This is a genomic window from Marivivens aquimaris (assembly GCF_015220045.1).
Lineage (GTDB): Bacteria > Pseudomonadota > Alphaproteobacteria > Rhodobacterales > Rhodobacteraceae > Marivivens > Marivivens aquimaris.
On the sequence record NZ_JADBGB010000001.1, the window covers coordinates 2,535,001 to 2,549,739 of the forward strand.

Here is a 14,739-nt window from a genome sequence, read left to right on the forward strand (position 1 = left end):
GAACAGGCCGCCGCCGATGACACGTTCGGTCGCTTGGCTCCAGCGCGGGTGAGACACGTTCGGGTTCACGTTAGCGAAGAAACCGTACTCACGGAAGTTGATGTCCTTCCAAGTGGTTTCGGGCTGCTCTGCCACCACATTGATCGAAACGATCGATTTGATCGACTTGAAGCCGTACTTCCACGGAACGACCAGACGGATCGGCGCACCGTTCTGATTTGCCAGCGGCTCGCCGTAGATGCCGGTCGCCAGCATGGTCAGCGGATGCATCGCCTCGTCCATGCGCAGACCTTCCTTATAAGGGAACGGAATCACGTTGCGGCGGACGCCAGGCATATTCTCGGGTTGGACGACGGTTTCGAAGGCGACGTAGTTGCCGCCCGACTGAACGCCGACCTTGTTCAGGACGTCAGCAAGCTCGACACCATTCCACGGCACGACCATCGACCATGCCTCGACACAGCGGAAGCGGTAGATGCGCTCTTCCTCGGTCAGGTCGCCGACGAGTTCGTCGAGCGTGTACTCACCCGGATTGTCGACCATACCGCCGACCTTGATCGTCCAGTTCGACGTATCAAGTGCGCCCGCGTTTTCTGCCGGGTCCGACTTACCCGTGCCGAATTCATAATAGTTGTTGTAGCTGCGGATATCTTCGAGCGAATTCGGCTCGAGGTCGTCAGCGGCGCCAGCAACGTTACCGATGAGACCGGCACCCACCGCACCCGCCATAATCTGGCGGCGATTGAGCCACATGCCCTTCGGGGTCACGTCGGCTTGGGTCAAATTGTTTTTCCAACGGTAGGCCATATTGGTCTCCTTCATTTGGACTGCATTTAATAGTGATACGTCTAAAAGCGATGACGGATGCATAACGTTACGGTTGGAAGCTGTAACAATCGCCCAATTCAAACGCGAACGCCCCGCCGAAAGGGCGGGGCGCTGCAATAATGAGTAGGTCTTTAGTGGATAACGGCATCCTGCGGTGACTGCCGGTTGGAGGCTGTCACCTTGTCGCCGACGATCAGCCCGTTCGGACCTGCGGTGACATGGATCGTCTGGCCGTCCATGACGTCACCGGCGAGGATAAGCTCCGCCAGTTTGTCCTGAAGCGAACGCTGGATCACGCGCTTCAGCGGACGGGCACCATAGACCGGATCGTAGCCTTCGTCGGCCAGCCACTTGTAGGCATCCGCATCAAGGTCGAGGTCGATCTTGCGCTGAGCCAGACGACTGACGAGCCGTTTGAGCTGGATTTTGACGATGCCATCCATATCCGCACGGGCCAGACGATCGAAGATGATCATATCATCCAGACGGTTCAGGAACTCGGGGCGGAAGTGCGACCGCACGGCAGCCATGACCTCACCTTTCGCCATCTCGCTCGACTCGCCTTCGGGCAGCTGCGACAGGGCTTGGGTGCCGAGGTTGGACGTCAGGATCACCAGCGTGTTCTTGAAGTCCACCGTCCGGCCCTGACCATCGGTCAGGCGACCATCGTCAAAGACCTGAAGCAGAACGTCGAACACCTTCGGGTGCGCCTTTTCGACCTCGTCGAACAGAACGACCTGATACGGGCGACGGCGCACGGCTTCGGTCAGAACACCGCCTTCGTCATAACCGACATAGCCCGGAGGCGCGCCGATCAGGCGTGCGACCGAGTGCTGTTCCTGAAATTCCGACATGTCGATCCGGGTCATCGCCTGATCGTCGTCGAACAGGAACTCGGCCACGGCCTTGGTGAGCTCCGTCTTACCCACGCCGGTCGGCCCGAGGAAGAGGAACGAACCCAGCGGACGGTTCTCGTCGTTCAGCCCAGCGCGTGCGCGGCGGACAGCATTGGCTACAGCGTGAACAGCCTGCGACTGGCCGATGACCCGCTTGTGCAGGTTATCTTCCATTTGCAGCAGCTTTTCGCGCTCGCCCTCCAACATCTTGCTGGTCGGAATGCCGGTCCAACGTTCAACGACTTCGGCGATCTGCTCCGGACGCACGGCTTCTTCGACCATAAGGCCGTCTTCCTGCGCTTCGGTCTCCGACAGCTCGCGTTCGAGCTGCGGGATCACGCCGTAGGACAGCTCACCAGCCTTGGCGAGGTTGCCTTCACGCTTCGCGATGTCGAGGTCGGCACGCGCCTTGTCGAGCTTCTCTTTCAGCACACGCGAGCCTTCGAGCTTGTCACGCTCGGCCTGCCATTTCGCCGTCATCTCCGACGCGGTTTCCTGAATGTCGGCCAGTTCTTTTTCAAGCTTGGCCAGACGATCCACCGAAGCGGCGTCGTCTTCCTTCTTCAGGGCCTCGGCCTCGATCTGCATTTGCAGGATCTGGCGGTCGAGAGCATCGAGTTCTTCCGGCTTCGAGTCGACTTCCATCCGCAGGCGGCTGGCAGCTTCGTCCACAAGGTCGATTGCCTTGTCAGGCAGGAAACGGTCGGTGATGTAGCGCTGCGAAAGCTGCGCAGCGGCGACAAGCGCCGAGTCCGAGATGCGGACGCCGTGGTGCAGTTCGTACTTCTCTTTGATACCGCGCAGGATCGAGATCGTGTCCTCGACCGTCGGCTCCTCAACCACGAGCGGCTGGAAGCGGCGGGCAAGAGCAGCGTCTTTTTCCACGTACTTGCGGTATTCATCGAGAGTCGTCGCACCAACGCAGTGCAGTTCGCCGCGGGCAAGTGCAGGCTTGATCAGGTTGGCCGCGTCCATCGCACCATCCGTCTTGCCGGCACCAACAAGCGTGTGCATTTCGTCGATGAACAGAATGATCTCGCCCGCAGCGGCCTCGATTTCCTTGAGGATCGCTTTCAGACGTTCTTCGAATTCACCGCGATATTTCGCGCCGGCGATCAGCGCACCCATGTCGAGGGCCAGCAGCTTCTTGTTACGCAGGCTTTCGGGGACGTCGCCGTCAATGATGCGCAGCGCGAGGCCCTCGGCAATCGCCGTTTTACCGACGCCCGGCTCACCGATCAGAACGGGGTTGTTCTTGGTGCGGCGCGACAGAACCTGCATGGCGCGGCGAATTTCTTCGTCACGGCCGATGATCGGGTCGATCTTGCCTTGCTCGGCAGCTTCGGTCAGGTCGCGAGCGTACTTTTTCAGGGCGTCGTAACCTTCTTCGGCAGACGCGCTGTCAGCAGTGCGGCCTTTGCGAATGTCATTGATAGCAGTGTTGAGTGCCTGCGGCGTCACCTTACCGGCCGACAATGCATCGGCGGCTTTGGATTTCACCATGGCAAGCGCCATCAGCAGACGTTCGACCGGAACGAAGCTGTCACCTGCCTTGGTGGCAACTCTCTCGGCCTCGTCCAGCACTTTGCCGGTGGCACTATCAAGGTAAACCTGCCCAGCATCACCCGAAACCTTGGGGTTCTTGGCGACAGCGGCATCGACAGCCATGCGTACGGCATTCGCGTCGCCGCCGGCACGGGTGATCAGATTGGCCGCGAGCCCCTGATCATCGTCCATCAATGCTTTCAGCAGGTGTTCGGGAGCAAGCCGTTGGTGGCTTTCCCGCATGGCAATGGTCTGAGCAGCCTGAATGAAACCGCGCGACCGTTCCGTGAACTTTTCCATGTTCATCGGTTACTCTCCTCTAACAAGCATCCGCGGGGAATATCGGCACCCAAAAGAGGCGTACCTGTGTTGCGGACCTTCTAGTGATAGGTGGGCAATCCTCCGCTCATTTTCAATGCCTCGAAACAGGGTGAAGTTCCGGTTTCAGGAACTTTTCCACAGGGCAGATTGTTCTTTCTCCAACCGAGAGACATGAAACGCCTCTCCTGTTTTCAAGGAGAACAGATATGACAAACGTAGTTACGCACCTGCACGATATCCGCTTCAACCCTGCGGAAAGCGCATTTGAAACCTCTGCCGTCGTCGATGATAACGGCACCTCCTATACCTACCCGATCCGCCTCGTCGCACCGATTGATGCCAGCACTAATGCAGTCGCCCGCGCCATGATCAAACGGGCCGAGCGTCTGCATGAAATGGGCACCAGCGATCTTCGGTCGAGCGCTCCCATTGAGGACACGCCGCTAAGCGAATTGCACGGCGAAGGGTTCTTCCATCGCCTTCTTGGTAGCTTCGAGCATATCTTCCACAAGAACGCAGCTTGACTCGAAGGGGGCAAATTTACAGAAGGGGGCCGTTTGTCCCCACTGGAGTTGCCCCACCATGACCAAAGCTGATGACCGCCTGATTGTTGCACTCGACGTTCCGAACGTGATCCAGGGTCTGGAACTGGTCGAAAAGCTCGGCGACTCCGTTTCCTTCTATAAGATCGGCCTCGGAATGCTGACCGGCGGCGGACTTGCACTTGCCAACGAGCTGAAGCAGGAACACGGTAAGCGCATCTTCCTCGACATGAAATTCTTTGACATCGGCGCGACCGTAGAGGCCGCCGTGCGCGGCATCGCCCAGTTCGACCTCGATTTCCTGACGGTGCATGGCGATCCGCACGTCGTTCGCGCCGCCAAAGAAGGCGCAGCAGGCGGCAACCTCAAAATTCTTGCAGTGACCGTCCTGACCTCGCTCGACCGTGGTGATCTGGATGCGAGCTGTTATAAGGACGGCGATGTTCAGGACATCGTCGTAGAGCGCGCAACCCGCGCACTCGAAGCTGGCGCGGATGGCGTTATCGCATCCCCGCAAGAAGCCGCACTGATCCGCGCCCTCCCCGTTTCAAATGACCGCCTGATCGTCACCCCTGGCGTGCGTCCCGCAGGTGCTGCGCTCGGTGACCAGAAGCGCGTGATGACACCGGCTCAGGCTGTTGCTGCTGGCGTCGACCACATGGTTGTCGGTCGCCCCATTCACAAAGCAGACGATCCGCGCGCGATGGCAGAAAGCATCGTTCGCGAAATCAACGGCTAAAAAACTCGTCAAAAACTGCACGGAGCTGGAACTTATATTGCACAACCGTGTTGTCTTATCGAAGGGCAACACAGGAGATACCGATGCAACAGATCCAGCTCCATAACATCAGCTACAACGATGCGATTGGCGCATTCGAAGCACGCGTCGATGTCACCCGCCCGATGGGCACTTTCCGCTACCCCTGCCGCCTCGCGGCTCCGCGCAATACCGAAGACGAGCAGGTCCGTTTCGGCCTCGCCACTCAGGCGCTGCGCATGTCGGATAGCCCGATCCCGATGGATTCCACCGAAATCCTGATGTGACCTAAAGTTTGCAACGAGGCGCCTGTCCCTCATTCCCAATTTCAGCGCTTCGTGCCCCGGTAGTCCTCCCCGACTATCGGGGCTTCCCTATTCTAGGGCTGCCAATGCAAGCCGTAGCCTTTGTTGAAGCGACGGGATGGCATCATCGGCTTGCAGGAATGCTTCGATCGGCATGAAGCACCACGACCGACCCTCGTCGCCAAACCGGATCATGTCGTCCGTTAGCCCGTCCCACAGCAGCGCGAAGAAATGCACCGGCAAATCGCGCGGCCCCATCATCTGGCAGTGAAACACAACCCGCTCTTCGGGAATGGCCAGACCGACTTCCTCCATCGCCTCGCGAGCCACGGTTTCGAACGGAGTTTCGGAGCCTTCGCGCCCACCGCCTGGAAAATCCAGACAATCTGGCCACGGGATATCAGGCTTGTCGTCCCGACGGATGACGAGCACGTCGTTCCTGCGCAGGATCGCGATTTTCGCCCCGTCAAATGGCTCCTGCACCGGAAAGCTCCACTGGTGATCCGTCGTCGGTTCCCCCATATTACGAACCGGACCAGATAGCCAAATCCCATGCCATCACTTTGCAAAGAATGCCTGACGCAATTCGACACGGGCGCACGCTGCCCCGCGTGCCGCAGTCCGCGCGTCGTCTCGCATCCAGAGCTTTGGGACCTGTCCATCGCGCACATGGATTGCGACGCGTTCTTTGCCAGTGTGGAGAAGCGGGACAATCCCGACCTCCGCAGCAAGCCCGTGATCATTGGCGGCGGGAAACGCGGCGTGGTTTCAACGGCTTGCTACATCGCGCGGATCAAAGGCGTGCGGTCAGCCATGCCGATGTTCCAAGCGCTGAAACTCTGCCCCGAAGCGGTGATCGTCAAACCGCGGATGGAGGCTTACGCCGAAGCGTCGCGCCACGTGCGAGCACTGATGGATGAACTGACGCCCGCCATTGAACCGCTCTCGCTCGATGAGGCGTTCATGGACCTGACGGGGACTGCGCGGATGCACGGCGCACCGCCCGCCGTCATGTTGGCGCGGCTGGTAAAACGGATGAAAGAGGAGCTGGGTCTGACCGGCTCCATCGGGCTGTCGCACAACAAATTTCTGGCCAAGGTCGCCTCCGACCTCGACAAGCCGCGCGGGTTTTCGGTGATCGGCAAGGCGGAGACCGTCGCGTTTCTCCGCCCCAATTCTGTCCGCATGATCTGGGGAATCGGACCCGCCGCGCAGGCGAGCCTCGAACGGGCGGGCATTCGCACCTTCGAAGACCTCTCCCGCTGGGAGCAGGACGATCTGGTGCGGCGCTTCGGACAGATGGGACAACGGCTCTGGCACCTCGCGCGGGGCGAGGATTACCGGCGTGTTTCATCAAATGCGCCCGTCAAAAGCATCTCCAAAGAAACGACGTTCAACGAAGACACCATCGACCGCGATTTGCTCGACGGTCACATCTGGCGTCTATCGGAGCAGGTGAGCGCCCGCGCCAAGGCGAAGGGCAAGGCGGGACGTGTCGTGACGCTCAAACTTAAAACCGCAAAGTTCAAAACGCTGACCCGGCGCATCAGCCTGCACCAGCCCACCCAGATGGCCGACAAAATCTACCGCACGGCGCGCGGCCTCTTCGATCAGGTCGAACACGAGTCGGCCTATCGTCTCATCGGTGTCGGCATCAGCGACCTGTGTACGCACGACGATGCCGACCGTGAAGGCGACCTGCTCGATCCCGACGCCGAAAAGCGCGCACGGACAGAGCGTGCCACGGATGCCATTCGTGAAAAATTTGGCAAGGACGCCATTTTGAAGGGCCGCGCTCTGCGCTAGGTTGCAGCCAAGATATCCCGAGAGCGCATCATGCCCCCAAAGAGCGAAGCGAAAGTCGATAACTCCCTCGCACCGGAGGATTTTTTCTTTGTCCTTGGACGTGACGAAGGGCTTTCTCTGCTGGCCGAGCCAAAGTGGTATTGGCGCTACGTGCCCAAGGCGAATATCTGCGCGTTTTCGATCAGCGACTACCCCGACCACAACGCCCTGACCGATCAGGTGATCGCCGATGCGATGACCGTAAGAAACTTTACGCAGGGCATCGAATTCAATCGCGTTGCTGCCATCGCCCACGATGTTCGCTTTGTGAAGAACGTCGTCGGGATTGGTGACAAATGGCTGCTATCGGGCGCTGCCGGCACTCGCCTACGCAACCGTTACACATGGCATGGTGCTGGGCGCACTCAGGAAGAATCGGTTGTCGGGACAAATGCCTTCCTCAGAGACCTGAAGTCCGATCCGACAATAACGGCCATCCCCGTGAGCAAGGGAGTCATCGGCGATCGGCCCTTCGTGATCGAGGCCCGCAACCTCTTCAACTACTACCACTTCCTGATCGAAACCCTACCGCGCCTGCAAATCGCGGTGGATCTGAAGCATCAAGGTCCGGTCTACATTTGCTACAAGGGCGGGAAGCAGGCCGCTTTTGCCCGTGCCTATGTCGAGGCCCTTTTCCCCGAAATCGCGGCCCAGGTCGAATTCCTCCAAACACCGCAAAAGTTCGACGAAGCGATCATCGATTTCGGCTTCGACCACTATTACTTCTCCGCCAAAGACGAGATCATTCCACCGGCGACGGAGGCTATGCCGCTAGGGCAGGAATATCTGCTCAAGAACACGAGCCGTCATGCGTACCGCATCTTCATGCATAACAGTTACATGGCCGATTTGCGGTCACTGCGGGAACGGGCGCTCGCCGCGATCAGCCGGATCGACACCACGCACTTGCCGCGCAAATTCTGGGTGAAGCGCAACCCGTCGTCAGAACGGTCGCGGGACATGCTGAACGAGGACCTGCTCATCGCCGAACTGGAAAAGCAGGGTTTCGTGGCGCTGCGATTCGAGGATTACAGCCCGCTCGAACAGATCGCGCTGATGGCGAACGCGGAGGTCATGGCCTCCCACCACGGTGCGGCGTTTGCCAACATGATGTTCGCAAGCGCCGACGCCTACGTGATCGAAATCGGTACCGCCCAGACGGCGCTTGGTCGCTGGGGTGATTTCTTCGCGGCGGCACACGTGGCGCGAACCAACTACGTTACCTTCTTTGCCGACCATAACTGGCATACGTCCGATCAGGTCCCGAATTTCGATGAACATGGACATATCGGCGTAGCGCTCGGGACGGATGGGATCAAAAGGGTCTCAAAATTCACAGGCGCGCTCGTGGGTGCAGCGCCAAAGGGCCTCACAAAGCCCGAGGTCGAAGCGCTTGCAGAAATGCTGACCAAGGCGAACGCGACTAACGCGCTGCAAACCGTGCTGAACCAATACAGCGAGTTCGTGAACGAAAGTATCCCGCTGCTACAAGCCCGCGCGACGATCCTGGACGCGAAGGACGATGTGCACGGGCTGTTCGACACGCTGACCCGCATTCGCAGGATCGCCCCCGGGCGTCCTAGGCCGCTGGAGCGGATGATCTGGCTGACACGCCGTATGGGGCGACGCGATCTGTCCGACGTGCTGGTAGCGGAACATGCGCAACGCTTTCCGAAACGCCACGCGGAATTCCGCAAGAAGATCAGTTGGTACAAAGACGCCTGATTACTCGGCCGCGAGCGGCATCTCCCGTTCGCCAAGCGCGGCGATCTTGGTCGACACCCTCCGCAGCATCGCGCGGAAGTCGGGGAAATCGGCGTGGGGCGTCAGCGTCGCCTCGTCCATGTAGAGCGAGCGGTCGATCTCGATCTGGATCGCGTGCTGGCGGCGCGAGGGTCGCCCATAGGTGACGGTGCTGTAGGCGCCCGCAAAGGGCGTGTTGTGGGCGACGGTCAGCCCTTCGTCACGAAACGCCGCTGCAATCTGCTGCACCAGCCGCTGAGAGGCAGATGCGCCGAACCTGTCACCGATGACGATCTCGGGCGTTCCGCCTGTCTGGCGGGAGCACTCGAGCGCTTCGTGCGGCATGGAATGGCAGTCGACCAGAATCGATTCTCCGAAAAGCGCCGAATTGCGGTCCATCAGCTCCTGCAACTTTTCGTGATAAGGGTGCCAGATCATCGCCAGACGCCGCTTCGCCTCGGCCATCGGCAGCTTTCCGCAATAGATTGCCCGCCCTCCGGAGACGACGCGGGGAATCACGCCGAGGCCAGAAACGACCCGTGGATTGTGTGAAACGCGCCTGATCCCTTCGATCAGAGCGGGGTCGAGTTCGTCGGAACTACGGTTCAAATCCACATATGCACGCGGGAAAGTCGCGCAAAGCATCGTGGCGCCCAGCTCCGGCGCATAATCAAAGAGCCTGTCTACAAAGGCGTCTTCGGAAGAACGCAAGACCGGACGGGACAACTGCACCTCATCACCGAATGCATCCTGATAGTTCTGGCCACTATGCGGCGAAGCGAATAGGACGCTTGTCGTCAGCCGAATTGGCTCAAGAACTTCAAAGGGCTGGACGGTCATCAGGGTTCCTCTCTTAAAAAAATTATAGAGCGAGAAATGATTTTGCCAAAAGCCCTTGAACACCCTTTCGACTCCTTTTATAGAGCCGCTCACCCGACGCGATTAGTCACGGTCCGAACTATCGGAAAGCGACGATCCTAAGGTAAAAGTGGGCGGTTAGCTCAGCGGTAGAGCACTACGTTGACATCGTAGTGGCCACTGGTTCGATCCCAGTACCGCCCACCATCTAATTCACTGGCCTTTCCGGGCTTAACGCAACCAGGCGCAATCGCCGCGCCGCGAATAGGAGATTGGACTATGAAAGTTCGTAACTCGCTCCGCTCGCTCAAGCAGCGCCACCGCGATTGCCGCATCGTGCGCCGCAAGGGCCGCGTCTATGTGATCAACAAGACGCAGCGCCGCTTCAAAGCTCGTCAGGGCTAATCAAGCGGACATCGGAATTGAGGGCGCGTTCTTTTAGAACGCGCCCTCTTCTTTTGCGCGGGCCTCTTCTTTTTATTCGCGTTTTTGCTTGTTTCACCCGTTCACCCGCCCGTACGCTGACCCCAAGTGTGTGATTGCGGAGGAACGAATGACCAAGAGCAAACTAGCCCTAGGGCTGTCGACAGTCGCCTTGATGGCCACGGCGACAGCAGGATTTGCACAAAGCCAGGATGCCTGCGGACTGGGCGTCAATTCGGTTCGCTGGATCGGCGGCGATGCGGGTGGTTCCGACATCAGTACCGTCTCTGATTTCGAAGAGCAGATGGCTCTGGTCCTGTCCGGCACCAACTATGTTTCCCAATTTGAACTGTCTTCGGCGACCGATGTGAGAATCGAGGCCGAGGGGCGCGGAATGTCCGACCCGATGTTCGAGCTGTATGATTCTACGGGGACGCTCTTGCTGACGGACGACGACTCCGGTGGCGGCACCTCGGCTATGGTCGAAACCAGCCTCGACTCGGGCACCTACTGCGTCCTGCTGCGCAGCTACGACAATTCTCCGATGACCAGCTATCTACGTATCGGCCGTCAGGAGCACGAGCGCCTGACCTCTGGTGTGATGGATGAAGAAATCATCTCGGACGTCGAGGATGCAATCGACGACGCGCTGAACGACGACATGTTCAGCTCAAACGGCATGTTCGAAATGCCGGGCCTGACCTGCGACTCGTCGATGTACGCAGAGCCGTTGATGCTCGGCTCCAGCGGCACCGCATCTGTCGATGAAGTGCCCTACTGGCGCTTCACCATCGACGAGCCCATGAGCGTCACTATCACTGCAGAGGGCGATAGCGCCGACCCTTACATCACGCTCTACGATGACTACGGCGGCTACCTGACCGAGAACGACGACTACGACGGTCTGAACTCCCGCATCGATATGGTCGACCCGCTCGATCCGGGTGATTACTGCATCACGATGGAAGCGCTCAGCGACAGCTATTCTCCGATCACCGTAAGCGTCTATGAATATGATGCCGAAGAGGTGCTGATGCAGAGCTACGCCTCCGGTGAGGCCGCTCCGCCGCTCGACGGTAGCTATCCGGTCACCGAACTGGCCGACCTGACCACCCGCATCCGTCAGGATGTCCGTATCAACGGCGATGTGGAGTGGTTCAGCTTTTATGTTCCCGAAGGTGGTCTGCTGCTGATCGAGGCCATTACGGTCGACGGTGGCGGTGATCCGTTCATCTACCTCTACGACGATCTGGGCCGCCAAGTCGGTTACAACGATGACGGCCCTGCCGGTCTGGATTCGATGCTGGCGACTAAGATCACCAACGGCAGCTATATGCTGGCCGTCGGTGACCTGAACTATGGCACCGGAGCGCCAATGCGCATCTTGCTCGAACGTTACGTGCCTGCCCGCTAACGAAAAAAGGCCCCGCGAGGGGCCTTTTCTTTATCGGTTGAGGCTGTTCACCGCATCGGCGAGGAGCCTGACAATCGTGGCTTCGTTCAAGAAGCCAGTCACCGGCAGTCCGTTCTGGTCCTGATAGCGGCGGATTGCGCGGCGGGTCTGGCCGTTGAAGTTGCCGTCCACCGGTCCGGGGTTCAGTTCCATCTGTGCGAGACGGGTTTCGACCAGCCGGCGGGTCAGGCCATTCAGGCCTAACGCTTCTTCTTCGGCACGGGCTGCCTCATTGGAGCTTTGCTGTTCACGCTCGTCGGTGATTTCCTGAATACGCGCCTGCGCTTCACCGACGAAGTCACCTTCAGGATATGCACTCAGATAGTCCTGATAAGCGGCCATGTTGTCGGCATCGCGGGCTTTGTCCCATGCGTTGCGATCTTCGGCAGCGGCAGCAGCGCGCTTGTCCTCTTCGATCGCAGCCAGACGTTCGGTTGCGACTTCGGCAAAGTTACCGTCGGGATAGCGCTCGAGGTAAGCACGCAGACCCGGCTCATCACCTTTGGAGCCAGTCTCTTCCCAGAACGCACGGTCGAGGCGCTCTGCCTCCTGACGGCGACGCTCGGCCTCTGCCTCAAGCTCTGCCGCACGGCGGCTTGCCTGCGCGTCGAGGCGGGCGATCTGCTCTTCCGTCAGGTAAGACGTTTGGGAATAGCCGTTCTGCTGCTGCCAGTTGGTGATCGCCTGACGGGTACCATTGCCGAAAATGCCGTCGATACCGCGGGTGTTATAATCAAGCAGCGAAAGATCGCGCTGGATCTCGCGGCGGGCATCGCGGCTGAGGTTCAGGTCCTCCTCCGCCATGCGCGCATCACGGTTCGGCTCGGCCAAGATTTCGGCGATCAGTCGCTCAGCTTCTTCGGCATGTTCACCGTTGGGGAAGCGGCGGATGTAGTTACGATAGGCTTCGGCCGTATCCAGCGCACGGGAACCCTCCCACAGAGCCTGCTCGGCACCGTTGTCGCGGTTGGTTGGCTGCGGCGGTTCGGGAACGGTGGAAGGACGCTGAGGCATGAAAACCATCGTGTCCGGCGCATAGCCGGTGACGGTCAGACTGTAGTCCTCAAAATAGGGCGCAATGTTTTCCTGCGGCTGGCTCAGCACATCATTAGCGAACGCCGCCACATCACGCGGGCGACCGGTCGCGATGGTCACACCTTGCGGAATACTACCTTCGATGGTGCCTGACGCGAGCCATTTGCCGAACTGGCTGCCTTCGCTTTCGTCACCGATCAACAGCAACGCGCGACCGGGCGCTTCGGCGAGGACGTTCAGCAGTGAATCGACCGATACAGCCTGCGCTCCCAATGTGAATAGACGCGGCTCCGCGCTTTCCGATGTCAGGAACCAGTTGCGGTCGCCGTCGTGAGCAAAACGGCCGGACAGCGCGACCACGATGCGGTCCGCACCATCCGCAAGGTCCGCAAACGATGTAAGTGCATCGCGGGTCGTATCGGCCCGTCCATTGCGGAGCGTGATGACGTCAAAGCCCAGCGCTTCCAATCCATCGCTGGCTTCCAGAACATTCGAGCCACGAGTCACGCGGCCAAGCCGTTCGTAACTATCGTTTCCAAGCAGAAGGGCCGCATCGTCGGCCATGGCACCGCTGGCGGTCACAGCCGCGAGGGCGGTCCCCAGAAGAAAGTCGCGCATATCAATTCCTTTCCGGCGCGCCGCGCATGGCCCACCTAAAGCAAACCTGAAAAACGGCTCGCATCCTCCTCATGACACAATATGTGTGCCAGATTGTCGTCAGGTAAACGCCTCTCGGCGCTGTGACGTTCCAGTGAACACGGTCAATGGATCTGTCTTGATTCTGGTCCGGATCGGGGTTGCTATCCAATATCGGCGGCATTCCACGGCCAACGACGGAGGAGACAAGACATGAAACAGGTGTTTCCGGCGATCGGGCCGGACTTTGCCCATGACGCGCTCGAGGGGCGCGTGATCCTGCACGAAGCGCTCATGATCTGCGAGATCAGCTACGAGGGCCTCTATTTCCACACCTCCGGCGATGCCAACGCGCTATTCGACTATGTGGAGGAATGCCTTTCGGAAACGGGCGAGCCGCTTTGGTTTTTCCTCGTGAACACAAAGGACTACAAAATTGACGGCGACGCGTGGTTCGCATTCACCAAGCGCGGCATGGACATGAAAGAATACCACGCGATGGGCATAGCCCACTACGACACGTCCGAGTTCAACCGGAACTACATTGAACGGGTTAAGGGCACCGACCAGCATGACAAGACCAATTTCGGCAGCCGCGACGAGGCGGTTGCCTACCTAAAGTCGCTGCCGAGCAAGCGGCGGGAACGACTGTTCCACACGCCGAATTATATGAAGCCGGACATCCATAGGCGTGTCAGTTTCGACCGTGAAAATGACATTTGCGAGCTCGATCTCACTGATTTGAGCTACGAACATTCGCGGGATGTGAACGATGTTTTCAATTGGATCGAGGAGTTGCTGCGTCAGACGCGCCAGAAATGGTGGTTCCTGATGAACTACAACGGCACACGTATCCAGTCGCCTGCTTGGGTGCAGTTCGATGCGCGGCGGCGTTCTTTCCATGACACATTCTCGCTGGGGTCCGTGCGTTTCGCCATGGGTAGCGAGACGGAAACCGACATCCGCCTAAGACACGAAACCCGCGGCATCAGGCCGAACATCCGCAATACCCGCGCCGAAGCGCTGGAGCGCCTGAATGAAATGAAACTGGAATCCGGTTCCTAATCGGGGCCAGCGGGGGCTCCTCCTTCCCCCGCGGCCACCTGTGGTCACAGGCCTTGCGGCCCAACCACTGACTTTGCGGTGCGGCCCTTAGGCCAGCTCCGCCTCACGGTGATGTTCCCGCGCAACCTGGTTCGAGCATTTGGCGTAGCCCGATTGCTCGGAATAACGCACAAGCCAGAAATAGGCCGAGACGCCGATTGCAGCGCCGGCAAACGCCAGCAAAGCCGCAGTCACCATCTGCCAGACATTCGACACATCGGCCGAAAGCGCGAGGTAGCCAAAGGCCCAGAAACCGGACCAGGCAATAACATTCACCGTTGCAATGAGTTTGTGCATTCGCCTTTCCCTCCCAAGAAAAGCGGTCCTGCCCGAGTGCCTAGTGTGCAACCCATACATGTGCGCCTAGGACGACGCGGACAAAACCAACAACGGCATCTCCTCCTTGCCGGAAAACTGCACAGCAGCCCTCCAACGAGAATCATACTGA

General features: G+C 59.2%; 14 protein-coding genes and 1 tRNA gene (1 of these 15 only partly in view). 9 read left to right on the forward strand and 6 right to left on the reverse strand.

Going from position 1 to position 14,739, the window contains the following annotated elements; genetic code table 11:
• On the reverse strand, positions 1-807 hold the 5' portion of the coding sequence (gene msrP, locus IF204_RS12510; protein WP_194097422.1) for a protein-methionine-sulfoxide reductase catalytic subunit MsrP. 87 nt of this gene lie to the left of the window's left edge; the window shows 807 of its 894 coding nt (coding positions 1-807); it begins with the start codon at positions 805-807; the stop codon falls past the left edge of the window.
• A gap of 152 nt (positions 808-959) precedes the next feature.
• Positions 960-3,575: an ATP-dependent chaperone ClpB gene (clpB, locus tag IF204_RS12515; RefSeq protein ID WP_194097424.1), complete on the reverse strand. Its 2,616-nt coding sequence runs from the start codon at positions 3,573-3,575 to the stop codon at positions 960-962.
• A 221-nt stretch (positions 3,576-3,796) separates the two neighbouring features.
• On the opposite strand from clpB, the gene IF204_RS12520 reads away from it, so the two are divergent.
• The 3 genes from IF204_RS12520 (at position 3,797) to IF204_RS12530 (ending at position 5,176) form a co-directional block, all read left to right on the forward strand.
• Positions 3,797-4,114, forward strand: a complete 318-nt coding sequence (locus tag IF204_RS12520) for a hypothetical protein (RefSeq protein ID WP_194097426.1) — start codon at positions 3,797-3,799, stop codon at positions 4,112-4,114.
• 58 nt (positions 4,115-4,172) lie between these two features.
• Positions 4,173-4,871: an orotidine-5'-phosphate decarboxylase gene (pyrF, locus tag IF204_RS12525; RefSeq protein WP_194097428.1), complete on the forward strand. Its 699-nt coding sequence runs from the start codon at positions 4,173-4,175 to the stop codon at positions 4,869-4,871.
• Between the two features lie 83 nt (positions 4,872-4,954).
• Positions 4,955-5,176, forward strand: coding sequence for an orotidine 5'-phosphate decarboxylase (locus tag IF204_RS12530; protein WP_167638555.1), 222 nt, complete (start codon positions 4,955-4,957; stop codon positions 5,174-5,176).
• Between the two features lie 87 nt (positions 5,177-5,263).
• Here IF204_RS12530 and IF204_RS12535 read toward each other — a convergent pair whose 3' ends face one another.
• A complete protein-coding gene (locus IF204_RS12535; RefSeq protein WP_194097430.1) occupies positions 5,264-5,716 on the reverse strand; it encodes an NUDIX domain-containing protein in 453 nt (150 codons plus the stop codon).
• A gap of 30 nt (positions 5,717-5,746) precedes the next feature.
• Between IF204_RS12535 and IF204_RS12540 the strand changes: the two genes are divergently transcribed.
• The gene (locus IF204_RS12540) at positions 5,747-7,000 is read left to right on the forward strand and encodes a DNA polymerase IV (RefSeq protein WP_194097431.1); all 1,254 of its coding nucleotides are present in this window, start codon (positions 5,747-5,749) and stop codon (positions 6,998-7,000) included.
• Between the two features lie 30 nt (positions 7,001-7,030).
• Positions 7,031-8,764 (forward strand): glycosyltransferase family 61 protein, encoded by a 1,734-nt coding sequence (locus tag IF204_RS12545; protein ID WP_194097433.1) that lies wholly within the window; start codon positions 7,031-7,033, stop codon positions 8,762-8,764.
• Here IF204_RS12545 and IF204_RS12550 read toward each other — a convergent pair whose 3' ends face one another.
• Positions 8,765-9,622, reverse strand: coding sequence for an N-formylglutamate amidohydrolase (locus IF204_RS12550; RefSeq protein ID WP_194097435.1), 858 nt, complete (start codon positions 9,620-9,622; stop codon positions 8,765-8,767).
• Positions 9,623-9,772: 150 nt separating this feature from the next.
• On the opposite strand from IF204_RS12550, the gene IF204_RS12555 reads away from it, so the two are divergent.
• From IF204_RS12555 to IF204_RS12565, 3 genes are all read left to right on the forward strand, one after another.
• Positions 9,773-9,847, forward strand: a tRNA-Val gene (locus IF204_RS12555).
• 72 nt (positions 9,848-9,919) lie between these two features.
• Positions 9,920-10,045 carry a type B 50S ribosomal protein L36 gene (gene ykgO / locus IF204_RS12560; RefSeq protein WP_008231708.1) on the forward strand — a complete coding sequence of 42 codons (126 nt, stop codon included), beginning with the start codon at positions 9,920-9,922 and terminating at the stop codon, positions 10,043-10,045.
• A gap of 148 nt (positions 10,046-10,193) precedes the next feature.
• Positions 10,194-11,477 carry a DVUA0089 family protein gene (locus tag IF204_RS12565; protein WP_194097438.1) on the forward strand — a complete coding sequence of 428 codons (1,284 nt, stop codon included), beginning with the start codon at positions 10,194-10,196 and terminating at the stop codon, positions 11,475-11,477.
• A 30-nt stretch (positions 11,478-11,507) separates the two neighbouring features.
• Here the strand turns inward: IF204_RS12565 and IF204_RS12570 are convergent, their stop codons facing one another.
• Positions 11,508-13,169, reverse strand: a complete 1,662-nt coding sequence (locus IF204_RS12570; RefSeq protein WP_194097440.1) for a peptidoglycan-binding protein — start codon at positions 13,167-13,169, stop codon at positions 11,508-11,510.
• 231 nt (positions 13,170-13,400) lie between these two features.
• On the opposite strand from IF204_RS12570, the gene IF204_RS12575 reads away from it, so the two are divergent.
• Positions 13,401-14,252: a hypothetical protein gene (locus tag IF204_RS12575; protein ID WP_194097442.1), complete on the forward strand. Its 852-nt coding sequence runs from the start codon at positions 13,401-13,403 to the stop codon at positions 14,250-14,252.
• A gap of 87 nt (positions 14,253-14,339) precedes the next feature.
• Here IF204_RS12575 and IF204_RS12580 read toward each other — a convergent pair whose 3' ends face one another.
• A complete protein-coding gene (locus tag IF204_RS12580) occupies positions 14,340-14,588 on the reverse strand; it encodes a hypothetical protein (RefSeq protein ID WP_194097444.1) in 249 nt (82 codons plus the stop codon).
• Between the last annotated feature and the right edge of the window lie 151 nt (positions 14,589-14,739).